The organism is Corynebacterium sp. HMSC071F07 (assembly GCF_001810285.1).
Taxonomy (GTDB): Bacteria; Actinomycetota; Actinomycetes; order Mycobacteriales; family Mycobacteriaceae; genus Corynebacterium; species Corynebacterium simulans.
In genome coordinates this window covers 154146-176295 of the sequence record NZ_KV800675.1, presented here as the reverse complement: position 1 = coordinate 176295, position 22150 = coordinate 154146, and the positions used below count along the sequence as shown (strand labels likewise).

Below are 22150 nucleotides of genomic sequence, written 5' to 3'. Positions count from 1 at the left end.
ACAAAAATCGCCCGAATCTTTGAAGAAGAATTTTTGGTCCTATAAAGGAGCTACATTGGCAGACCATGCTGACAACGAGACCAACAACGGCATTTTCGAGGTCTCTGAGGAATCCACAGGGTCTTTGTTGGACGTCGCTGAGCCTGATGACGCCTTCCTGATCGCCAGCGAGCAGGAACAAAACTTCAACGCGCCGCGCCGCGCACTGGTGGTTGTCATCACTGACCACCCAGACGAGAACTCGGATGATACGTCCCGTTTGGTCGGCGAGCTCCTTTCTGAGGCTGAATTCCAGGTCGATGGCTCCGTGACTGTTCGTTCCAAGAAGTCGAAGATTCGTCAGGCCATTGAAACCGCAGTTGTCGGTGGCGTTGACTTGGTCCTTACCGTCGGCGGTACTGGTGTTGGCCCGCGCGACAAGGCGCCTGAAGCCACACGCGCGGTCCTGGATCAGATGGTTCCCGGCATCGCGCAAGCACTGCGCTCTTCCGGCCAAGCCTGTGGCGCAGTCGATGCCTGCACCTCGCGGGGTATCTCCGGTGTTTCGGGCTCGACCGTCATCGTTAACTTGGCTTCCTCCCGCGCCGCAGTGCGCGACGGCATGGCCACGCTGGCCCCGTTAGTTCATTACCTCATCGACCAGCTGCAGAAGTACAGCGTCTAGTAGTAGCAGGTAAGTTCCCTTCTAGTATTCATGTCTGAACCTCGTAAACGCCGCCGGACCGTTCGTCGCTCCGCCGTGGACTATGACCGCACTGCCGACCAACCGGACTTTGTATCTGCTTTTGATAACTCAGGTCGGGAAAGCGGTGGGGACGCTCATCGCGTAGTCCAGCTCGATGAGGATGCCCCGGCTGAACGCCAGCACGATGAAGCGTTCTACAGGGAGCAAATGCCGCCGCATTATGGCCAATAGGCGCGAGCGTTTCCCACCTCTAATTATTGCCCATTAATAACGACGAACTCCGGTTGTCTTTTATCTAAAAGACAACCGGAGTTCGGTCTTTATGCAGGATGTAAAACCTTATGCCTGGTGGCGGCCGGTGCTCTCCTGGTTGTAGGAGGTCCCCGCAATGTTGTGGCCTGCACCGGAAGCGTTCTGTGCTTCCATTAGGTCGCGGATCTCGGTCAGGAGCTGCTCGGTGGTCGGAGCTGGCTCTTCTGGGTCAACGCCGTGGCGGCGCTTAGCAGCTTCGGAGAGCTTGTTGATCGGCATCACGATGAGGAAGTAAACAACCGCAGCGATGATGAGGAAGTTGAGGGCAGCGGTAATAACAGCACCGAAGTCCATGAAGGTGGACTCATTGTCGGTGATCTGGAAGCCCAGGCCCTTGACTTCTGCGGAGCCGAAGGAGTTGATCAGAGGCTGGATGAGATTGTTGGTGACGGCGGTGACGATAGCGGTGAATGCGCTACCAATGATGACTGCGACTGCCAACTCGATGACATTGCCGCGGAGGATGAAGTCCTTAAAGCCCTTCAGCATTGGGAGGGTTTCCTTTCCTAAAACACATTGTGACCCTCGCCCCCGAGTGACTTTTCCAAGTTAGTCATGAGTCAAATGTTATTAAAATTAAAAGCAGGGGCTAGTGAAGACTCACCCTAGCGAGTTTTAGGGGATGTGACAACGTTTCTGGCTCAATCGGAAGGCTTCTGGCAGCGGCTCTACGCTAGTTCATGCCGGTGGCTCGTTGTCCCACAATGACAACGGTGAGCGGTTGACTCAGCGAAGCGGCTGCCACGGCATCAGCTTGAGAAGCAGGCAGAGCTAAAAGCACGGTGGTGGCGCGGCTTTCTTCTTCGCCGCTGGTCGTCGTAATTACGCGCCCACCTGCGGCGATGACTGAGCCATCAGTTGTTTGGCCTTCTTCTATCTCTTCTTCGCTAGCGCCAGCGATGACATTGACCGTATCCCCATGGTGGAGGTGGGGAAGGATGTCAGGTTCTGCTGGCTTGAGTGGAATCATGTGGGATTCCTCGCCCGAGTTTTTTCCTGTGGAGTTATTCACTAAATCGTCCACGAGCTGCGGGCCAAGCAGTCTCGTCTCGGTAAGAATTTCTCCAGCCGAACCCGCCGATACGACCACGCGGCCTTCAAGCTCCTCGAGGTTGGTATCGACTTTCGTCTCCGGCAGTGCGCTGGCCGGGATGGGTGCTAGGGTGACGTCGTCAAGTGAAAGAGCATGGCCCGCAGGAACATCGCGGGCAAAGACCACCGCCAGAGGGTGTTCTTTGCGAGCGGAAAGCATGCTGAAACCTGCTGCAGCAACCAGCACCAATGCAACAAAGCGTCTTAACATCAACGCTCGCCGATGTCCTGGGGTGCGCAGCATTTTCAGCAATTTATCCGCAGTCATGCTCTTTTAGACTGCGGTTGCAGGACTATGGTTCCGCTTTTGCTGTTTCTTATGGCTAAACCGTCTAGCTAAACGTCTGGCTCAATGTCGACGAGCCCACGCTCAGTCAGAATGACATCAACTGGGCGGTCGTGTTCTTCTTTTGGCACATCCCGGACCTCGCTGGAGTGGACCATGGCAATGACCTTGGGCTTGCCGGGAATAAGTGGAGTAAGCGCGCGGTCGTAGTAGCCAGCGCCCTTTCCGAGGCGGTAGCCGCTCTTGTCCACTGCCATCGCTGGAGCAAAGATGAAGTCGAGCTCAGCCAAGATGGAGCTGGGGAAGCGCTCGCCGGTTGGTTCTGCGATGCCGAGCGCACCGGGTTGGAGGCTCTCGGGGCCTTCGTAAAGCGCCCAGTAAAGTTGTCCATCGTCGCCAGAGATAGGCAGATATACCGCCTTACATGCCTGTGTCAGGGTGTGGACAAACTCGCTGCCGCCGGGTTCTGAACTCAGAGGGTTATAGGCTGCGACCTGCATATCGGGGCTTAGAAGTTGGGCGGCCGCGTTGCACCAGGCGGCGTCAGCAGTGGCCTTCTCCTCGGGGCTGCGGGTGCGGCGGGCATCGAGAAGCTCCGCGCGCAATTTTTGCTTTTGCTTGGCTATCTCAGTCATAGAACAAATAGTAATTGCTGGTGTATCGCTGCACGAAAGCAAAAGTTCGGCCTGTAAGCTCAAACTTATGGCTAATAACAACGAGGGATCCCTGCACGGGATTAAGACAGTTGTCGTGCCGGCAGCGGGCCTGGGTACCCGCTTTTTGCCGGCCACCAAAACTGTTCCGAAAGAACTGCTCCCTGTGGTTGATACCCCGGGTATCGAACTCATCGCGGAGGAAGCCGCCTCGGTTGGTGCGCAGCGTCTAGCAGTTATTACTGCCCCCAACAAGCAAGAAGTGATGCGTCACTTCGATGCCTTCCCGGAGCTTGTTGAGACCTTGGACGCGCGTGGTAAAGATGAGCAGGTTGCGAAGGTGCGCCGCGCAGGCGAGCTCATCCACCCGATCTCGGTGGAGCAGGAAAAGCCGCTTGGCCTAGGTCATGCGGTCGGTCTTGCAGAATCCGTATTGGACGATGACGAGGACTGCTTCGCCGTCATGCTCCCGGATGACATTGTCTTGCCGGCGACTGTCATGGAGGAGATGGCACGCGTGCGCGCTGCCGTCGGCGGCTCGGTGCTGTGTGCATTCGAGGTCGAGCGCGAAGAGACCTTCAACTACGGTGTCTTCGACGTGGAAGATACCAACGCACCTGGCGTGAAGAAGGTCGTTGGCATGGTAGAAAAGCCAGAGCCTGAAGATGCGCCTTCGAACCTAGTAGCCACCGGTCGCTACCTGCTAGACCGCAAGATCTTCGACGCGCTGCGCCGCATTTCCCCAGGTAAGGGCGGTGAGCTGCAGCTAACCGACGCCATCGAGCTGCTCATCCAGGAAGGCCACCCGGTCCACGTGGTGGTTCACCGCGGAAAGCGTCATGACCTGGGCAATCCCGGCGGATATATTCCGGCAAATGTGGACTTCGGCCTGCACCATGAGAAGTATGGCCCGGCTTTGTACAAGGCAATCAAGCAGATCATTGCCGAGTATGAGGCTGAAAAGGGCATCAACTAATCTAGGTCAGAAGACAAACAGGGAAGGCGGCAATCTATGCGTTCAGTAGATGATCAGCTTGCGATGATTACTGATGCGGCGGTGACACCGGAACCAGTGCGTATCGCGATTGCGAACTCGCTGGGACTGATGTGCGCTGAGGAAGTGCAAGCCAATCAGCCGCTGCCCGGATTTCCGCAGGCGGCAATCGATGGCTACGCAGTGCGCGCCGTTGACGTGGGAGGCGAGCGTGCTTTGAAGGCGCGGCGCGCTACTGAAGAGGACGCAGAAGGGGAGCAAAAGGGCCCTGAGGTTGAGCGTTCCATCCCCGTGGTGGGTGAGGTTCCGGCGGGTTCGCGCCAGCCACTGCGCTTGCAGCCGAAACAGGCGGTGCGCGTTTACACCGGTGCGCCTTTGCCCACGCTTGCCGACGCCGTCCTTCCCCTCGAATGGACAGACCACGGCCGCAAGCGCGTGACGGCGCATCGCCCTGTGCGCTCGGGTGACTTTGTGCGCCGAGTTGGCGACGATATCCAGCCGGGCGATGTCGCAGTTTCTTCGGGAACTATCCTGGGACCTGCGCAGATTGGCCTTTTGGCCGCTGTCGGTCGCTCAAAGGTTTTGGTCTATCCGCGCCCGCGCGTGACCATCTTGTCCTTTGGTAAGGAACTCGTGGACATCGATCGCGAACCGGGCCTGGGGCAAGTATTTGACGTTAACTCCTATTCCTTGGCCGCTGCGGCGCGGGAAGCAGGCGCTGACGTACAACGCGTCGGCATCGCGGAAGGCGAGCCGCGACGAATCCGCGAGGCGCTGGAAACACACATCGCCCGCAGCGAGGTCCTGGTGATCTCCGGTGCGGTCGGCGGCGCCGGTTCTGAGGCAGTGCGTGAGGTGCTGCGCGAGCTCGGCGATATCGATACCTCCCGCGTGGCCATCCACCCGGGGTCGGTGCAAGGCTTTGGCTTGCTGGGAGAGGAGCGCGTTCCAACGTTCCTGTTGCCTTCGAACCCGGTCTCGGCATTGGTCATTTTTGAAGTATTCGTGCGCCCGCTAATTCGCCTTTCTCTGGGCAAGCGCAATGCAAATCGCCGCGTCGTGCGTGCTCGCGCGCTCAACCACATGGATTCGCGTCCAGGTCGCCGCGGTTTTATCCGTGCGCGTTTGATGCGTGACGCTGAGACTGCCGACTACCTGGTCGAGGGTTTGGGCGGCGCGAGCGGTGCGCCGGCCCACCTGTTGGCGGGTCTTTCGGAGGCTAACGCGATGATTAGGATTCCGGAAAGCGCCACTGAGATCCGCCCAGGTGACGTGGTGGACGTGCTCTTTTTGACGCAGCGCAGCTAGGCATGCTGGATCCTTTCGGGACTGCGGCGGGGCGCCTGCGTGTACCTGCGAGTGGGCCGCCGCGTGAGGAACACCCTGGGTGGCCGGAGTCCACGCCGAGCGTGCGCCTTGCGCCTTCCGACGTCCTGCCGGAGGGCGGAGTTCTCCGCTTGCGTCCGCTGATGCGCGGCGATGGCCATGACTGGCGCCGTCAGCGCGTCATCGATGAGCAATACTTACGCCCGGTCGAACCCACCATTCCAACGACGTGGGAAACCGCGCATTCGGGAAATGATTGGTGGAACCATCTGATGTTCCTGCGCGACAACGCGCGCATGGGCAGCATCATCCCTCTGGTGATCGAGCTGGATGGTCAGTTTATGGGCCAGGTGACGCTGGGAAATATTCAGCACGGCAGCATCGGGGAATGCTGGATTGGCTACTGGGTCCATTCCGCAGTTCACCGTGCCGGCGTTGCTACGGCAGCGTGCGCACTGGGCGTTGACCACGCCTTCCGCCGCGTAGGTATGCACCGCGTGACAGCGACCTATTTGCCAGAAAATCCTGCCTCAGGCAAGGTCCTGAAGTCCTGTGGTTTCCGTGAAGAGGGATATCTGCGTCGCAACCTGCATATCAATGGCGCCTGGCGCGATCACTACTTTGTGGCGCTCAACCGCGAGGACTATCCGAACACCGCTGTCGCGCGGTTGCGGGCAGAGGGGCGACTTCTTTAGCCGGGTGCCCCAGTTGGCGGGTAGATTTCGCCACTGTTTTCACACAAGTCACAACATTGTAATTTCCCCGATTTTGAGTCTTTATAGGGGCGGATAAGGCGCTAACGTTGAGTCAAACTCTGCACCCTACGGAAGGCCACCCATACCGTGTCCACTGCTGTGCCCATTATCGCCATCATCGTGGTCTGGGCTTTTATCTTGGCACCTTGGCTGCTGCGTTCGCAGCGTCCGATGAGCCACACAGGCGAAGCCTTTGATGACACTCGCGTGTTGTTCGAAGGCGACTCCGGAAACGTCGCCGCGCGTCGCCGCCCGCGAGTTAACAAGCGTGACGTGCGCCGTTTTGAAGACGATACCGAAGATTACGAAGTCGTCGACGCTAGCGATATCTCCGTGGTTGACGAGGAAGAAACCCCTGCCGTGACCATCGCCGGTGCCGCAGCAAAGGCTAAGGCGAATCCGCGCCAGCCGGGCGCGCAGCTGTCTGATGAGCCTGATGGCGATGACGCAGTAAAGGCGGACGCACCGGAGACCGTTGAGGGTGAAATTGTCGAAGAGTCCGGTAAGGCCAAGGCCGAGACTCCGGCGAAGGAAACAACCCCAGCCGGCTCCGCTGTCCCAGTTTCGGCGCAGCAGGATAAAAACGAAGAGTCGGAGGACACAGCGAGCGAATCCGAAGAAGATGAGCTCCTCATTGAGGATGAAACCGAAAAGGATAAGCCTGCGGATCTGAAATCCAAGCTGGCGGATGACGCGGAGGCGGCAGAGGTCTTCAGCGCGCCAGCAGTGGCCGAGGTCGCAGACGATGCTTACGACCTTGATTCGGCATATACCTCGCCTGTGGACTTGATGTATCCCGGCGCGGTCGACACCGAGGAACAGGTGAGCCAGATTCCACAGGCCATCGAGTCTGTCGAGGAATCCGAAACTGAGATGGATGAGGATACTGATCTATCTGAGGATGAGGTTGCTTTTGCGCAGCGTCGCCTTGGGCGCGGCGGCTGGGATCCGGTAGCAGAAAAGGCTGCTTCCGCAACCCGCTACCAGCGCCGTCAGCGTACGCTGTTGGGTCTTTCCTTGGCGGTTGTTCTCACCGTGTGCTTGGGCATCGTAGTAGGTAGCTGGACCTGGTGGTTTGCGGGAATCGCCGGCATCGTCACCATGATCTATTTGATTGCTCTGCGTACCCAGGTCCGTCAGGAGCAGGCATTGCTGCGTCGCCGCGTGTACCACCTGCGCCGCGCCCGTCTCGGCGTCCGCAGTGCAGAAGATGATGAACTGGCCATCCCGCGTAGCCTGCGCCGCCCAGGCGCTGTAGTACTGGAAGTTGACGATGACAGCCCGGACTTCGACCATCTGCCGGTCCATTATGATGACGATGAATTCGACGGCTTCGACGGACCGCACGTGAGCAATCGCCAGCGCCGCGACGACCTCGCATCACGCCGCGTGAGCTAGATGCCTTCGTGAACTAGATATTCTGAACTGGATGCTTGAAAGCATCCAGTTCACTTTCCCAGACCCCGGACGTTCCGCGGCGATGAGAGCCAATGAGATGGGCATCTACCATGCCGATGGCTTCCATTAGCGCGAAACAGGTAACGGGGCCTACGAAAGTAAAGCCCTCCTTCTTCAAGGCCTTGGATAATTCCTTGGCCTTGTCGGTCGTTTTAGGGATGTCTTCCATATAACGCGGGTAGAGATTTTCCTCCGGCCTGAAGGACCAGATGAATTCGCTCAAGCCGCCCTTTTCACGCAATTTCACCGTGGCATCTGCATTGTTAATGGCAGCCTCAATCTTGCGGCGATTCCGAATAATCTGTGGGTTATTGAGCAGACGCTCTACCTCGGCTGCGCCAAAAGCCGAAACGATCTCCGGGGCGAAGCCAGCGAACGCAGCGCGGAAGGCTTCGCGCTTGCGCAGGACCGTGGCCCAAGACAGCCCTGACTGGAAGCCTTCCAAAGTTAAGCGCTCAAAAAGCCCCGCTTCATCGCGGACCGGCATTCCCCACTCGGTGTCGTAGTACTCGCGCAACAGAGGAGAGCCCATCGCCCAAGGCGGACGGCCGACCCCCTCGGTGTCGTAGACCAGCCCGGTTCGCTCCGAGCTAGGCGTGTACTCGGGGGCTGAGGTGTTTGGGGTGCCTATGGTGTCTGCGATGCCTGTGGTGGCCTTATCGCTTTCCGCTTCCTGTGGCTCGGCAAAAGGATTCGTCATGGTCATGTCTTTTCTTTCGGTTGAATGTGTAAGCGCATTTGGCTCTTGCACTATTTGACTGCCTTTTGCTCGCATCGGTTCCAAGCGGCTGTCGATGAGCTGTGCGTTAGGGGTATATACAGTTGATTCGCCAGCACCTAGGGGTTCCAGGGTAGTGTATTTCTCATGAATAGACCCGCCGTTCGCGATACCGCGCTGCTGCTTTTGCGAGCAGTCCTAGGCCTCGTTTTCGTCGCGCACGGTGTTGACAAAATGTTCTTCGCCGGAATCGATGAGACCACAGGGCAGTTCTCTGCAATGGGAATTCCGCAGCCTCATGTTTCCGCGTATATCGCAGCATTGGGTGAGATGATCGGTGGCTCCCTACTCGTCGTCGGGCTTTTGACCACCTTTGTCGCTGGCGCCCTGGCGCTGTTTATGGCGTGTGCATTGTATTTTGTGCACCTAGGCCATGGGCTTTTCGCTGCGGACGGCGGCTTTGAATACCCAGCGGTGCTGATTGCCTCGCTGGTGATGATTGTTGTCTTCGGCTCCGGCCGCGTCAGCTTGGATGGAGTGTTGAGCCGTGTTGACGCATGAGGAAATCCAAGCGGCAATCTCCGCGCAGCTCGACGGTGAACCCACCGACGTTTCTAGCGATGTCATTGAAACTCACGTGGAAAGCTGCGAGCAGTGCCGTGCTTACCGCGACAAGGCCGCGGCGCTTTCCCGCTCATTGAGCTTCGTCGAATCGGCCGAAGGAATGGCACCCCCACAAGATCTTTCTGAGGTCATCATCGCCGGCGTTGAGCCAGAGTGGCGCCGTGCCTCCAGCGCACGTCAGACCACGCTGACGGTAGCGCGCGTTGCACTCGTGGTACTCGGATTGCTCTTTTCTATCTGGGCTATCTTCGTGGTGGTTAGTGCTTCCGGGCTCGCCGTCACCGGCGCCGAGGGAACACTCGACCCTACCGCTGATCCTGAACGTGCACGCCTTCTCATCGAGGGCGCGGCCTTGCGCTTCGGCCTGGCCATCGGTTTGTTCTTTGCTGCCTGGCGGCCAGCATCCGTTCCCGGCATGCTGCCGGTTGCAGCAACCATGTTTGCCTTCCTTTTTGGCTTTACCATGCGCGATATTGCGCTGGGCACAATCATGATGAGCCAGATATACATTCTCCTGGCCACCGGTATCAGCGCGATTGTCCTGGCTTGGGCTTGGGTAGCCCATAAAGGTTATTCAGCCGCCGATTTCTGGCGTTCTTTGAGCGCGAATCCGCATTAAGAGATCGCGCTGAGAAACCGGATTACAGGAATCTAGGTCCAAGAGTTCAGCCACATCATCGACTCGTACCACTTGTCCGGAATCATGAAGCCATAAAGAATTGGCGAGAAGTAGATGAACATCGTTACTACCAAGCACAAGTAGCAAATTGCTACGAATGTGCCAGTCCGGATTTCCCCGCCAGCAAGCGAAGTCAGCCAGTCCCAAGAAATCCTCTTGCCGTGTCCAATCATCTGGCCCAGCGCGAGGGAGATGAGCACGATGACAAACGGGATGAAAGCCGTGGCGTAGAAGAAATACATTTGGCGGTCGAACGCAGCCAACCAAGGCAGGAAACCTGCTGCGAATCCAACCAACGGGATAAGGAATGCGCGGTTGCGGCGCACCAGCAGTGACCATAGACCCCACAACACGGCTGGAATGACCAGCCACCAAATGGCAGGCGTGCCAAAGAGATAGAGCATCTCGCGGCAGGTGCCGGCGCCGCTGCACTGCAGATCAGTAGAGGAGTAGTAGAGGATTGGGGCGGGCCGCCACGAGCCAAGCCCAAGGCTTTGAATCCCATGGGTGCGAGTGCCCGCTGGAGGTAGTCAGGGAAGCATGAAATTCCAAGACCGAAGAGTGGTAGTAGAACCAACCAGCGAGTGCATCGGGCAGGGCCTGCAGCGGGGATTCTTCAGCAATAGTTCCATCCACCTTGGCATGGCGGAACACGGAGGTTTCGGAGGCAAACCATGCGCGCCAAGTCCATACGTAAATAGCTAGCGGAACCAGCACTAGGGAAGCCAGAGCTGCCGGGGTATCGCGGATGAGCGTGCCCAGTACGTAGCGGCGTACGTGATAGCGGCGTCGCAAAGCAAGATCGCTAAAGACCGAAAGCAGGCCAAAGAACATGATGTAGTACAGGCCAGACCACTTCACGCCAAGGGCTAGGCCGAGGAAGACGCCTGCGGTGAAACGCCACCAGCGGAAGCCAAAACGCGGGCCAAAATCGGACGAGCCCATATTGCCCGTGATAAAAGCCGTGTGCAGGCGTAAACGCATCTGGTTATGGTCGCGGGCCAGTGCCCATGCGGCCGCGACGATGAAAAAGACCTGGAAGATATCCAGCATTCCGAACTTTGAAGAAACCAAAAGCACGCCATCGCATACCGCAATCAAGCCGGCCATCGTGGCAACCTGCCAGGAACCAGCGACGCGGCGGGCGAGCGCCATTGTCAGCAGCACGGTACCTACACCAAAAAGCGCTGCCATCAGGCGCCAGCCAAGCGGGCTATAGCCAAAAACAGACTCGGAAACAGCAATGATTTGCTTAGCCAGCGGCGGGTGAACCACCAGGCCATAGCCTGGATTGGACTCGATGCCGCCGATAAAGAGGTTGTCCCAGCTACGCACCATGTCGAAGGCCTGCGGAACGTAATGCTTCTCGTCGAAGACTGGCGTGCCCTGCGAGACGGGCGCGGAAAGTCCGATGAAACGGGTGATGAAAGCTAAAACTGCAATGACGCCGGTGCTGACCCAATCTGCTTTGCCCCAAGCATAGGAGGTAGGAGCAGCAGGGGCGGCGAAGGCATGCTTGCCACGCGGCTTTCCTGCTAGCTTGGCCTGTGGGGTGCCTGCGGGCTGCGAAGAGTCAGTAGCAATAGTCACTTAGATGAGTTTAGGCTACGCGGCGGACCCCTGGGGATTCTGCTTGTGCAAAGGTGTGGAAAGCTAGGGGACATGAATACTTCGTTTCGTCTAGATCCCCTTCCACGCGGAGTAATTGTGGCAGCCACCCCTCTGGGTAATATCGCAGATGCTTCGGCACGACTCATGCAGGCGCTGCAGCATGCCGACATCGTGGCGGCGGAAGATACGCGCCGCGTCCGTAACCTGGCGCAGGCTCTGGGGATCGAAATCCGCGGCAAGGTGGTCTCCAACTTTGATCACAACGAAGAAGGACGCGCAGCCCAACTTGTCGAGGCCGCTCGTTCCGGCACCGTTTTGGTTGTCTCCGACGCGGGTATGCCTCTGGTTTCTGATCCAGGGCACTCCATCGTTGCTGCAGCAGTCGAAGCTGGGGTGCCGGTGACGTGCTTCCCCGGGCCATCTGCGGTGCCCACCGCTTTGGCTCTGTCCGGTCTCGGCGTCGGTCACTTCCTCTTCGACGCCTTTGCTCCACGCAAGGCCGGACCGCGCAAAGCGTGGCTGGAATCGCTGCGCGGTGAAAAGCGCGCCATTGTCTTCTTTGAATCGCCCCACCGTTTGGCGCAGACGCTTGCCGACGCCGCGGCGGTTCTGGGTGAAGACCGCCCCGCTGCCGTGTGTCGCGAACTGACAAAGACCTATGAAGAAGTAAAGCGCGGAAGCTTGGGTGAGTTGGCAAAGTGGGCTGAGGACAATGCTCGCGGTGAAATCACGGTTGTTATCGAGGGTGGGGAAGAGGTCCCCTCATCGCTTGAGGAACTGGTGGATAAGGTCCAGCGCCGTGTGGCAGATGGAGTGCGCGCGAAGGATGCTTGCAAGGAAGTCGCTGCCGGTACTCAGGTGTCTAATCGCGAACTTTATGACGCCTTCTTGAGTGCCCGTGACAGCGAAAAATAGTGTTAAATGCCCAATTGTTGCAGGATTGTTATAGCCAAAAGCTCACGGGAGGATAAAAGACCTGCATATGCTGGTTAATTTTCATTTGCGTGGCTGATTGTAAAGTAAGATTATCCTGCAAAAATGCTGGATTTAGGCGGCTGTACTGCACATATAAGTTTGACGCCTGGCATTAGCCGCCCTCATTCTGGAGTGCATGACTAATCCAGAAACAGATTCGAATACGGCAAAGGGTACGGATCCGGCGTCCAGTGCGGCGCCGGTTTCGTCTGAGGAGTACCAGACCGTTGATGAGAAGCTGGAATCAGCATCTGCGACGAGTCAGCTACAAGACATGCTCGGCAATGAGGACTTCGCTCCCCATGAGATGACCGAGCCTGAAATTGAAATGGCAGCCGATGACAACGCTCCAATCGACTGGACCATCGTCGGCATCGCTGGCGTGCTCATTGCCGCCATCGTTGCATGGGGCTTGGCTGCTCCGACCAACTTTGCGAACTTCGCTAGCGATGCACTGAGCTTCGTTGTTAACGACTTTGGTTGGGCCTACGTCCTCTTCGGCACGATTTTCGTTGTATTTGTTATCTTCATCGCCGCCTCCAAGTTCGGCACCATCCGCTTGGGCCACATCGATGAAGAGCCTGAATTTTCTACGCCCTCTTGGATTGCGATGATGTTCGCGGCCGGCATGGGCATCGGCCTGATGTTCTACGGCGCATCTGAGCCGCTGAACTACTACCTCAACGGAGTTCCTGGCCATGATGCTAAGGAAGTGGGCACGTCGATGGCTACGGCGATGTTCCACTGGACCCTGCACCCATGGGCTGTTTATGCCATCGTTGGTCTCGCAATTGCGTACTCGACCTTCCGTATTGGCCGCAAGCAGCTGCTGAGTCAAGCATTCGTGCCGCTCATCGGCCAGCGCGCTGCCGATGGTTGGGTTGGCAAAATCATTGACATCCTGTCCATTTTTGCAACCGTCTTCGGTACCGCATGTTCCCTGGGTATCGGTGCAACCCAGATCCAGGCTGGTATCCAGGCTTCTGGCCTCATCGACAACCCATCCCAGAAGGTCGTCGTTGGCATCGTCCTCGTGCTGACCCTGGCCTTCCTGCTTTCCGCAATGTCCGGCGTGGGCAAGGGCATTCAGTATGTCTCCAACGCGAACATGGTTATGGCCGCACTGCTTGCCATCTTCGTATTCATCCTTGGCCCAACCGTTTCCATCCTGAACCAGATTCCGGGCTCCATCGGTAGCTACCTGGATGCGTTCACCGAGATGATCTCCCGTACTGCTGAGTCCAACAACGGCGAAGCAGGCGAGTGGCTGTCCACCTGGACCATCTTCTACTGGGCATGGTGGGTCTCTTGGTCCCCATTCGTCGGTATGTTCCTGGCACGCATTTCCCGTGGCCGTTCCGTCCGCGAATTCTGCATCGGCGTCATGCTGATCCCGGCTGGTCTTTCCACCGTGTGGTTCGCCATCTTCGGTGGCACCGCAATCCACATGGAGCAGAAGGGTAACTCCATCACCGGCGAGTCCTCTGAGGTTGAGCTGTTCAACCTGCTGCACAACCTGCCTGGTGGTTTCATCGCCGGCATCATCGCAGTTATCTTGCTGGCAACCTTCTTCATCACCTCCGCTGACTCGGCTTCTACCGTTATGGGCTCGATGTCTCAGAACGGTGCATCCAACGCTAAGCCATGGCTGTCCGCAGCATGGGGCGTTGCCACCGCGGCTGTTGGTCTGACCCTGCTGCTGGCTGATGAGGATTCCCTGTCCAACCTGCAGAACGTCACCATTGTGGCTGCGCTGCCATTCCTGTTCATCGTTGTGGGCCTGATGTGCGCCATCTACAAGGCACTCAGCAACGACGTCATCTACTTGGAATACCGCGAGTCCCAGGCATTCCAGCGCAAGCTTGCCCGCGAGCGCCGTCTGCACCGCGAGTACCAGCGCGCTGAGGAGCTCAAGAAGCGTCGTCAGCGCAAGCGCGCTCAGCACAAGTAAAGCTAAAGCAAGCGATTTAGTCGCTTCCTAAAGCTTCTTTACGCACCCTCCTGCACAATGGTGCAAGAGGGTGCGTTTCTTTATGCGTCTTTATGCGCGCAAATATCCTTGTGCGTCGATCTTTCGCCATTGTCGATGTGCCCCCCTCAACGCGCGCTGTTGACCAAGGCTTCGATAAAGTGGTGGGCATGACTGAGTCGGTAGTAGTAAATGTTGCCTGGCCGTATGCCAACGGCCCCCGCCACATCGGACACGTGGCAGGCTTTGGTGTTCCTTCTGACGTATTCGCACGTTTCCAGCGAATGCGTGGCCGCAACGTTCTCATGGTTTCTGGCACCGATGAGCACGGCACTCCGTTGCTGGTGCAGGCCGACAAAGAAGGCGTGACCGTTCGCGAGCTCGCGGACCGTTATAACCGTCAAATTGTCACCGACCTCGCCGGCTTGGGCCTGTCCTATGACCTGTTTACCCGTACCACCACACGCAACCACTACGCGGTAGTGCAGGAGCTGTTCAAGGGCCTTTATGAAAACGGCTACATGCTCAAGGAAACCACCAAGGGCGCCATCTCGCCGTCGACTGGCCGTACCTTGCCTGACCGCTACATCGAGGGAACTTGCCCAATTTGTGGGGCTGAGGGTGCGCGCGGCGATCAGTGCGATAACTGCGGTAACCAGCTTGACCCAGTAGATCTGATCGACCCAGTTTCCAAGATCAACGGTGAGACCCCGGAGTTCATCGAGACCGAGCACTTCCTCCTCGACCTGCCTTCCGTGAAGGACGCACTGGAGGAGTGGTTGAAGACTCGCGAGGACTGGCGTCCAAACGTCCTGAAGTTCTCCCTGAATTTGCTCGAAGACATGCGTCCGCGCACCATGACCCGCGACATCGACTGGGGCATCCCAATTCCGGTAGAGGGCTGGGAGGAAAACTCCGCAAAGAAGCTCTACGTCTGGTTTGACGCTGTCATCGGTTACTTGTCCTCTTCCATCGAGTGGGCGCATCGCACCGGAAACCCGGATGCATGGAAGGATTTCTGGCAGAACGACAAGGCTCGCCATTACTACTTCCAGGGCAAGGACAACATCACCTTCCACTCGCAGATTTGGCCTGCGCAGCTCCTGGGTTACGCCGGTAAGGGCGCGAAGGGCGGCGAGGTGCACAAGTTTGGTGAGCTGAATCTACCTACCGAGATTGTTTCCTCCGAGTACCTGACGATGTCCGGCTCGAAGTTCTCTTCTTCGAAGGGCGTTGTCATCTACGTCAAGGACTTCTTGGCGGAGTTCGGCCCGGATGCGCTGCGTTACTTCATCTCCGTGGCCGGTCCAGAAAACAATGACACGGACTTTACGTGGGACGAGTTCGTGCGCCGTATCAACAACGAACTGGCCAATGGCTGGGGCAACCTGGTCAACCGCACCGTCTCGATGGCCTACAAGAACTTCGGCGAAGTCCCAGCTCCCGCCGCACTGGAAGAAGCTGACAAGGCCATCCTGCAGCTGGCGGAGGAGACCTTCGAGACTGCCGCAGGCTACCTCGAGCAGTCGAAATTCAAGCAGGCTATTACCGCCGTCATGCACGTCGTTGGTGAGGCGAATGCTTATATTGCAGCGATGGAGCCATGGAAGCTGGCCAAGGATGAGACCCAACGCGAGCGTCTGGCCACCGTCCTGTGGACCGCACTCCAGGTGGTCTCTGACTGCAACGTCATGCTCACCCCGTTCCTGCCGTTTACCGCGCAGAAGGTCCACGAGACCTTGGGCCGCGATGGCATTTGGGCGGCACAGCCTGAGGTACGCGACGTCGTGGATGATATCCCGGTTGAGCTCGTAGGCGTTGGCCTGCCGCCGGAGAATCACCCGTACCCAATCATCACCGGTGATTACACCGCCCAGCTGGCGGCATGGAAGCGCGTAGACGTCGAGCCTGGCACTGAGCTTTCCAAGCCGAAGCCGCTCGTGGCAAAGCTTGACCCAGAGCTCGGTGAGACCGGCCCTGAGTGGGCACCCGTCCAGAAATAGGATGGTGGCTCGTCGAAGCATCGCGGCCGCTCTCGCTTTTGCGGTCGTTACCTTAACTGCGCTGAACCTGCGCGCCGGAATCGCCTCCGTGGCGCCGGTGCTGGGCGATATCAGCGCAGCTTTTGGCGTTGGCCCTGCCATCGCCGGGACCCTGACAGCCCTTCCTGGTCTGTGTTTCGCACTGATGGGCTGGGCCGCCGTTCCTATCGCGCGGCGTTGTGGCCTGACCACGACTCTTCTCGGCGGCGCAGCGGCACTCGTGGTGGGGCTTGCCGTGCGCCCATGGGTAAGTAGTTTCGCACCCTTCGTTGCGCTCACGCTGCTCGTAGTCGGCGGCATCGCTGTCACCAACATCTTGTTGCCTGCATGGATCAAGACCTACGGAACTGCGCGCACCGTGGTGGCGTTGATGACGACTTACACCACCGTGCTTGGCGTATCGAGTGCCCTTGGTCCAATGTCTACCCACCTGGGTGGCTGGCGGATGTCGTTGTTTGCGTGGGCAATCCCCGTCGCCCTGCAGGTAGTGGGGTGGCTGATTGCCTGTAAGCACACCGGCGTCGATCCAGTGCAAAGCCCGGATACCGCGGCGATTCCGATGCGCCGTTCGCGTACCGCTGTTGCACTTCTTTTCTTCTTTGGCCTGCAATCCACCATGGCTTATGCACAGATGGGGTGGCTGCCCACGATGCTTGAAAGCCGTGGGGTCTCCGCCTCCCGGGCCAGCCTGGCGCTCGCGCTCATCGGCGCCATCAACGTCGTCGGCGGGCTCATCATGCCGATTCTCATTGAGCGGCTGCGAGATCTCCGTCCCGTTCCACTGGTTTTGTCGGCTGCTACCTTGGCCGGCTGGCTGGGGGTGCTCGTCAACGCGAGCGCAGCGCCGCTTACCTGGGCCACTCTGATGGGCATCGGCGGAATGTGCTTCCCGCTGGCCCTCGCCCTGATTGCCGCGCGCACCCGGCAGCCGGAGGTAACAGCACGCCTTTCCGGCTTCGTGCAGCCGGGTGGCTATATTCTGGCTGGCGTATTCCCGTTCCTCTTCGGCGTTCTCGCGCAAGCAACCGGCGGCTGGGAGGTTCCGTTGGGTGTGCTCATCACACTTACCCTAGCGATGTCGGTGGCAGGCGTTGCCGCCGCCCGCTCGGTCTACATCGACGACGAGCTCCTGTCGAAGTGACGTTGCAGGTGCACTAGGCCCAGACGCACTCCGTCCTTGGTGTGGATATTGGGCATGCGGCCGGTCTCTTCGAAGTGGAACTTCTTGTGCAGGCCGATGGAGGCTTCGTTGGTATCGACGATGTAGGTGATCATCGTCTGCACGTAGTCGTTGTCCTTGGCATCGTCGACCACGGCGCACATGAGCTCGTTGCCCACGCCCTTGCCGCGCGCCGAAGGAGCGACGTAGACGGAGTTTTCTACGGTGCCGTAGTAGATGGCTGGCGTTACGAATTGGAAATAGGCAGCCCAACCGATGATCTCATCGTCTTCTACGGCAACGAAGACGGGGTAGCCGTCCTTTTCCATTTGTTCGAGCCACTCGGCACGATCCTCGACGGATTCTTGCCAGGTGACCAAGTTGGCCGCCGGGGTAGCGGCGGAGGCGGCGTTGTAGATGGAGGCGATTGCGGCGGCGTCGGCAGGCGAGGCGGGACGTACGTGCATAGGTGTCAGGGATCCTTAAACAATAAGAAGCTGCGGGGCTAAACGAGCAGCTGCAAATGGGCGAGATTTAGCCAGTGTCCCCTCTTGTAGGACACCTCTTTGAACGTTCCTACATTGGCAAAACCGAACTTCTCATGCAACTTGATGGATGCGACGTTGGTGTCCACACCTTGGCCTTGGGCTGCCGGATCTAAAAAAGGTGGTTTCGCATGCGTTCCAGATTACAATTGCGTCCATGTCTAAAAAGAAGCCACGCCCAGTCCCTGTTCCAGCAGAAGGCTTGTCACAGCTTGTCGACGCCCATACACACCTAGCCTCCTGCAAGGACCCAGCCGCCGACATCGTGTCCCGCGCTGGTGCTGCAGGGGTGTCGCGCATGGTAACGGTAGGCGATGGCTTGGAAGAAGCCGAGCAGGCGTTGCAGGCCGCGCACGAATTTTCCAATGTGTGGGCAGCGTGCGCCATCCATCCCACCAAGGCGCAGGAATTGGACGAGCAGGCACGTACGCGCCTGGCGCAGATGGCTGCGGACCCACGCTGCGTGGCAATCGGGGAGACCGGCCTCGATACCTATTGGATTAAGCATGAGCCGGAATCCACCGCACCACTTGAGGTACAAGAAGAGGCGCTGCGCTGGCACATGGATCTGGCCAAGGAAACCGGTAAGGTCCTGATGATTCACAACCGCGAGGCGGACGCGGACCTGTTGCGGGTGCTTGGCGACGCCGAGAATGTCATGTTGCACTGTTTCTCCTCGCCGTTTGATGTGGCGAAGGAAGCACTCGAGCGCGGCTGGGTGTTGTCTTTTGCCGGCAACGTGACCTTTAAACGCAACGAAGAGATGCGCGCGGCGGCAGCCGCCGCGCCGGCAGGCCAGCTGCTGGTGGAAACCGACGCTCCGTATATGACCCCGGAGCCATTCCGCGGCGCACGCAACGAGCCGACCTTCATCGGGCATACGTATAACTGCATTGCTGAGGCGCGAGGCATGCGCGTCGAAGAACTGATCGAAGAGGTTAACCAGACATTCACTTCGATATTTGGCCTCTCCTAGGCTAGATTTAAGCATTCATGCTTAAATCTGTGACGATCTTCATATTCGGAGTTTTTCCTGCTCAGTGGTGATGGGCGTGCCGAATGTGAAAGCAGTGCTGGAAGTGGTGTAGGCCGAAAAATCGTTTTCGACTGCATCTTGCTGTTATCGTATCGTTATTCAAAGATTTGCTCTGCTTCCCCCCGTTTTCGATGAGAGAGTTTCATGAACCAGATTAAGCGCATCAATTCTTCCCGTTCCCTGCCTCTGCGCCTTGCCACCGGTGGTGTGCTCGGTACTTTGGCAGTGGGCGGAGTCGTCGCTGTTTCTGCGCAGAAGGACATCACCGTTGACGTCAACGGTGACAAGGTCGAGCTGGCCACCTTCGCGGGCAACGTCGATGAGGCGCTGCAGGCTGCGGGCGTTAACGTCGGCGGCGAGGATCTCGTGTACCCGGCTCCTTCTGAAGAGGTTGCCGACGGTGACAACATCACCGTGCGCACCTCTAAGCCTGTTGCCGTTACTATCGACGGCGTCGAAAAGCAGCTTTCTTCCACCGATCTCACCGTTTCTGATCTTTTGGGTGATTTAGACGGCGTAAAGCCCGGTGCTTCTGTTACCTCCGGTGACAAGAAGGTGGAAAAGGATGACGCTCTGGAAGATGGTATGGAGTTGGAGGTTACGTCGCCGAAGATCGTCAAGATCAACGACGGCGGCAAGATTACCTACACCAACATTGCTGCTAAGACCGTCAAGGACGTCATCGAGGAGCGCGGCATTGGCGTGGATGAAGATGACCGCGTCTTCCCAGCCATGGACACCCCGGTGACCAACGGCATGTCCATCAAGGTTGATCAAGTTTCTACCACCTTCTACGACGCCACCGAAGAGTTCGAGGCAGAGCCAAACTACGTCGATGACCCAGAGCTCGAAGAGGGCACCGAGGAAATCCGCGAGGAAGCCGTCAAGGGTGAGCGTAAGGTCACCCGCAAGCTGGTGATGAAGGATGGTGCTAAGGAATCCGAGGACGTAGTCAAGGAAAAGGTCGTTACCGAGCCGGTCGCTGCCACCATCGCCCGCGGCACCAAGAAACCTGAGGCTGGCGGTGCGGCTGCACCTGCCGTAGCCGATGGCTCCGTCTGGGACTCCATCGCACAGTGTGAGGCAACTGGTAACTGGTCCATCAACACTGGTAACGGCTTCTCCGGCGGCCTGCAGTTCACCCCGTCCACCTGGGCTGGCTTCGGCGGCACCGCATATGCGCCGGAAGCATGGCAGGCAACCCGTGAGCAGCAGATCGCTGTGGCCGAGAAGGTTCAGGCCGCACAGGGCTGGGGCGCATGGCCTGCTTGTACCGCGAAGCTGGGGCTGCGCTAAGCATGTAGCCCTTTAGGTGCTAATTCGCGCCCCGTTCAAAGCCCGCGGAAGCGGGCTTTCTTTGTATCCGGAAAACCTCGACTACTCTAAATTGCATGACTGAACCCAAACTGCTCGGGCCCGTGGAAATCCGCCAATTGGCCGAGAAGCTGGACGTGACCCCGACGAAGAAGCTGGGACAGAACTTCCTGCACGATCCCAACACCATCCGCCGCATCGTTAGTGCGGCGCAGTTGCAGCGGGAAGACCGCGTCGTTGAGGTAGGTCCCGGCCTAGGATCTCTGACTTTGGGCCTGCTTGAGGCAGTCGATGACCTTACGGCGATAGAAATTGATCCACGCCTTGCAGCGCAGTTGCCGGATACCATCGCGCAGCGCGCACCGGAGCAAGCAGGCAACCTGCGGCTCGTGGAAAAAGATGCGCTGCGTATTACGGCAGGCGAGTTGGGCGAGCCGACTGCGCTGGTGGCAAATCTGCCGTACAACGTCGCGGTGCCGGTTCTTTTGCACATTCTGGAACTTTATCCCTCCATCCGCCGCGTACTCGTCATGGTTCAGCTTGAGGTGGCAGAGCGTCTCGCCGCCAAGCCTGGCAGCAAGGTCTATGGCGTTCCTTCGGTGAAGGCTTCCTTCTACGGCAACGTCCGGCAGGCCGGAACCATCGGCAAGAACGTCTTTTGGCCGGCGCCGAACATCGAGTCTGGCCTAGTGCGCATCGACTGCTTCGAGAATGCGCCGTGGCCTATCAACGATGAGACGCGCAAGGCGGTTTTCCCACTTGTCGACGCCGCCTTTGCACAGCGCCGCAAGACCCTGCGCGCGGCACTCTCTGGTCACTTCGGCGGCGGCCCTGCCGCGGAAGAGGCTCTAGTGGCAGCCGGCATCGACCCGCGCCAGCGTGGTGAGAAGCTGGCCACCGAAGACTTTGTCCGATTGGCAGGTGTGAATTGTTAATTCGTGCTCGCGCCCATGCGAAGGTCAACCTGCACTTAGGAGTCGAGGCAGCGCGTCCCGACGGCTTCCATGAACTCGCCACCGTCTTTCAATCGCTGAATATTTCTGATGTGGTTAGCCTCGAAACGCTTGAGGATAGCACTCCTGCAGCGATGACCACGGGCCCAGTCGTGCAGGAACTGCGCGCGAGCGGTACCTATGCCGCAGGCGTGCCGGAAAATGACAAGAATTTAGCATGGCGAGCCGTCGAAGCGGTAGCGGATGCAGTACGCGGCGAGCGCGAGCTTGCCTTGCCCAAGGTCAGGTTGCAGCTAGAAAAGGGGATTCCCGCCGCCGGCGGCATGGCGGGCGGTTCTGCGGATGCGGCCGCGGCATTGCGCCTGGCCGCTCACGCATTTGCTGACTTCGGCGCTGTAAGTGAAGAAGAACTTCTAACACTGGCAGCGCGCCTAGGCTCTGATGTGCCCTTCACGCTAATCGGCGGCACGGCGTTGGGCACGGGTCGCGGCGAGAAGTTGGCGCCGATGCTTAGCCGCGGAACGTATACGTGGGCCATCATTACCAATGCGGAAGGGCTGTCCACTCCGGCCGTCTTTGCCAAGATTGATGAGCTTCGCGCAGCGGGGAAGGGCAGCCACCCCACCATGGACACTTCTGCGGTGGCGCAGGCGCTGATGAGCGGGCGTCCCGAGGCTCTCGCAAAGGTGCTGCGCAATGACCTGCAAGCGGCAACTCTTTCTTTGCGCCCAGACCTACGCAAGATTCTGGACACTGGAATGGCCGCCGGTGCACTGACTGGAATCGTCTCTGGCTCTGGTCCTACCTGTGCCTTCCTGTGCGAGGACGAGGAGACCGCTGGTGAAGTCGTGGCCCAAGTGATGTTCGATAACAAGGGCACCCGTGGCATTGTGACCACCTCGCCGGCACCAGGAATCGAAGTAATTTAGGGTGTTATTAAAAAGTAAAAGCTGCAGTAGGGCAA

Annotated in this window: 21 protein-coding genes and 1 pseudogene; 16 read left to right on the top strand and 6 right to left on the bottom strand. The window is 58.5% G+C overall.

The features are described from left to right. Nucleotides 1-91: 91 nt before the first annotated feature. The gene (locus tag HMPREF2724_RS01005; protein ID WP_061921496.1) at nt 92-664 is read left to right on the top strand and encodes a MogA/MoaB family molybdenum cofactor biosynthesis protein; all 573 of its coding nucleotides are present in this window, start codon (nt 92-94) and stop codon (nt 662-664) included. A gap of 30 nt (nt 665-694) precedes the next feature. Next, nucleotides 695-916 carry a hypothetical protein gene (locus tag HMPREF2724_RS12200; RefSeq protein WP_082787616.1) on the top strand — a complete coding sequence of 74 codons (222 nt, stop codon included), beginning with the start codon at nt 695-697 and terminating at the stop codon, nt 914-916. Nucleotides 917-1024: 108 nt separating this feature from the next. On the opposite strand, the gene mscL is transcribed toward HMPREF2724_RS12200, so the two are convergent. From mscL to HMPREF2724_RS00990, 3 genes are all read right to left on the bottom strand, one after another. After that, entirely contained in the window at nt 1025-1486 is a 462-nt protein-coding gene (gene mscL / locus HMPREF2724_RS01000; protein WP_062035580.1) for a large-conductance mechanosensitive channel protein MscL, read from the bottom strand. Between the two features lie 184 nt (nt 1487-1670). Beyond that, nucleotides 1671-2357: an SAF domain-containing protein gene (locus HMPREF2724_RS00995; RefSeq protein ID WP_070432757.1), complete on the bottom strand. Its 687-nt coding sequence runs from the start codon at nt 2355-2357 to the stop codon at nt 1671-1673. 68 nt (nt 2358-2425) lie between these two features. Beyond that, entirely contained in the window at nt 2426-3010 is a 585-nt protein-coding gene (locus HMPREF2724_RS00990) for a 5-formyltetrahydrofolate cyclo-ligase (protein WP_070586742.1), read from the bottom strand. 67 nt (nt 3011-3077) lie between these two features. Between HMPREF2724_RS00990 and HMPREF2724_RS00985 the strand changes: the two genes are divergently transcribed. The 4 genes from HMPREF2724_RS00985 (at nt 3078) to glpR (ending at nt 7501) form a co-directional block, all read left to right on the top strand. Then, entirely contained in the window at nt 3078-4004 is a 927-nt protein-coding gene (locus HMPREF2724_RS00985) for a UTP--glucose-1-phosphate uridylyltransferase (RefSeq protein ID WP_061921302.1), read from the top strand. 36 nt (nt 4005-4040) lie between these two features. After that, complete coding sequence (gene glp / locus HMPREF2724_RS00980; RefSeq protein WP_070586739.1) at nt 4041-5330, top strand: molybdotransferase-like divisome protein Glp; 1290 nt, start codon at nt 4041-4043, stop codon at nt 5328-5330. A gap of 2 nt (nt 5331-5332) precedes the next feature. After that, entirely contained in the window at nt 5333-6043 is a 711-nt protein-coding gene (locus tag HMPREF2724_RS00975; RefSeq protein WP_070432756.1) for a GNAT family N-acetyltransferase, read from the top strand. Between the two features lie 147 nt (nt 6044-6190). Continuing rightward, nucleotides 6191-7501 carry a divisome protein SepX/GlpR gene (gene glpR / locus HMPREF2724_RS00970; protein ID WP_061921311.1) on the top strand — a complete coding sequence of 437 codons (1311 nt, stop codon included), beginning with the start codon at nt 6191-6193 and terminating at the stop codon, nt 7499-7501. A 13-nt stretch (nt 7502-7514) separates the two neighbouring features. Here glpR and HMPREF2724_RS00965 read toward each other — a convergent pair whose 3' ends face one another. Beyond that, on the bottom strand, nt 7515-8267 hold the full coding sequence (locus tag HMPREF2724_RS00965) for a DNA-3-methyladenine glycosylase I (protein ID WP_371440774.1): 753 nt from the start codon (nt 8265-8267) through the stop codon (nt 7515-7517). A 159-nt stretch (nt 8268-8426) separates the two neighbouring features. Between HMPREF2724_RS00965 and HMPREF2724_RS00960 the strand changes: the two genes are divergently transcribed. Next, complete coding sequence (locus HMPREF2724_RS00960; protein WP_061921314.1) at nt 8427-8840, top strand: DoxX family protein; 414 nt, start codon at nt 8427-8429, stop codon at nt 8838-8840. Then, complete coding sequence (locus HMPREF2724_RS00955; protein WP_061921319.1) at nt 8827-9522, top strand: zf-HC2 domain-containing protein; 696 nt, start codon at nt 8827-8829, stop codon at nt 9520-9522. The genes HMPREF2724_RS00960 and HMPREF2724_RS00955 overlap by 14 nt, the downstream gene beginning before the upstream one ends. 32 nt (nt 9523-9554) lie before the next feature. Here the strand turns inward: HMPREF2724_RS00955 and HMPREF2724_RS00950 are convergent. Then, a pseudogene (locus HMPREF2724_RS00950) lies at nt 9555-11166 on the bottom strand (dolichyl-phosphate-mannose--protein mannosyltransferase). Between the two features lie 78 nt (nt 11167-11244). On the opposite strand from HMPREF2724_RS00950, the gene rsmI reads away from it, so the two are divergent. The 4 genes from rsmI (at nt 11245) to HMPREF2724_RS00930 (ending at nt 17320) form a co-directional block, all read left to right on the top strand. Next, nucleotides 11245-12108: a 16S rRNA (cytidine(1402)-2'-O)-methyltransferase gene (gene rsmI / locus HMPREF2724_RS00945; protein ID WP_061921326.1), complete on the top strand. Its 864-nt coding sequence runs from the start codon at nt 11245-11247 to the stop codon at nt 12106-12108. Between the two features lie 196 nt (nt 12109-12304). Further along, entirely contained in the window at nt 12305-14119 is a 1815-nt protein-coding gene (locus HMPREF2724_RS00940; protein WP_061921329.1) for a BCCT family transporter, read from the top strand. A gap of 188 nt (nt 14120-14307) precedes the next feature. Next, nucleotides 14308-16140, top strand: a complete 1833-nt coding sequence (metG, locus tag HMPREF2724_RS00935) for a methionine--tRNA ligase (RefSeq protein ID WP_061921501.1) — start codon at nt 14308-14310, stop codon at nt 16138-16140. A 1-nt stretch (nt 16141) separates the two neighbouring features. After that, a complete protein-coding gene (locus HMPREF2724_RS00930) occupies nt 16142-17320 on the top strand; it encodes an MFS transporter (RefSeq protein WP_061921332.1) in 1179 nt (392 codons plus the stop codon). Here HMPREF2724_RS00930 and HMPREF2724_RS00925 read toward each other — a convergent pair. Then, nucleotides 17290-17805 carry a GNAT family N-acetyltransferase gene (locus HMPREF2724_RS00925; protein ID WP_070586737.1) on the bottom strand — a complete coding sequence of 172 codons (516 nt, stop codon included), beginning with the start codon at nt 17803-17805 and terminating at the stop codon, nt 17290-17292. The genes HMPREF2724_RS00930 and HMPREF2724_RS00925 overlap by 31 nt on opposite strands. Nucleotides 17806-18040: 235 nt before the next feature. Here HMPREF2724_RS00925 and HMPREF2724_RS00920 point away from each other — a divergent pair, with 235 nt between their 5' ends. From HMPREF2724_RS00920 to HMPREF2724_RS00905, 4 genes are all read left to right on the top strand, one after another. After that, nucleotides 18041-18859: a TatD family hydrolase gene (locus HMPREF2724_RS00920; protein ID WP_070455980.1), complete on the top strand. Its 819-nt coding sequence runs from the start codon at nt 18041-18043 to the stop codon at nt 18857-18859. 204 nt (nt 18860-19063) lie between these two features. After that, entirely contained in the window at nt 19064-20215 is a 1152-nt protein-coding gene (locus HMPREF2724_RS00915) for a resuscitation-promoting factor (protein WP_061921341.1), read from the top strand. A 95-nt stretch (nt 20216-20310) separates the two neighbouring features. After that, nucleotides 20311-21168, top strand: coding sequence for a 16S rRNA (adenine(1518)-N(6)/adenine(1519)-N(6))-dimethyltransferase RsmA (rsmA, locus tag HMPREF2724_RS00910; protein WP_061921344.1), 858 nt, complete (start codon nt 20311-20313; stop codon nt 21166-21168). Beyond that, a complete protein-coding gene (locus tag HMPREF2724_RS00905) occupies nt 21162-22115 on the top strand; it encodes a 4-(cytidine 5'-diphospho)-2-C-methyl-D-erythritol kinase (RefSeq protein ID WP_082778571.1) in 954 nt (317 codons plus the stop codon). The genes rsmA and HMPREF2724_RS00905 overlap by 7 nt, the downstream gene beginning before the upstream one ends. Nucleotides 22116-22150 lie beyond the last annotated feature (35 nt).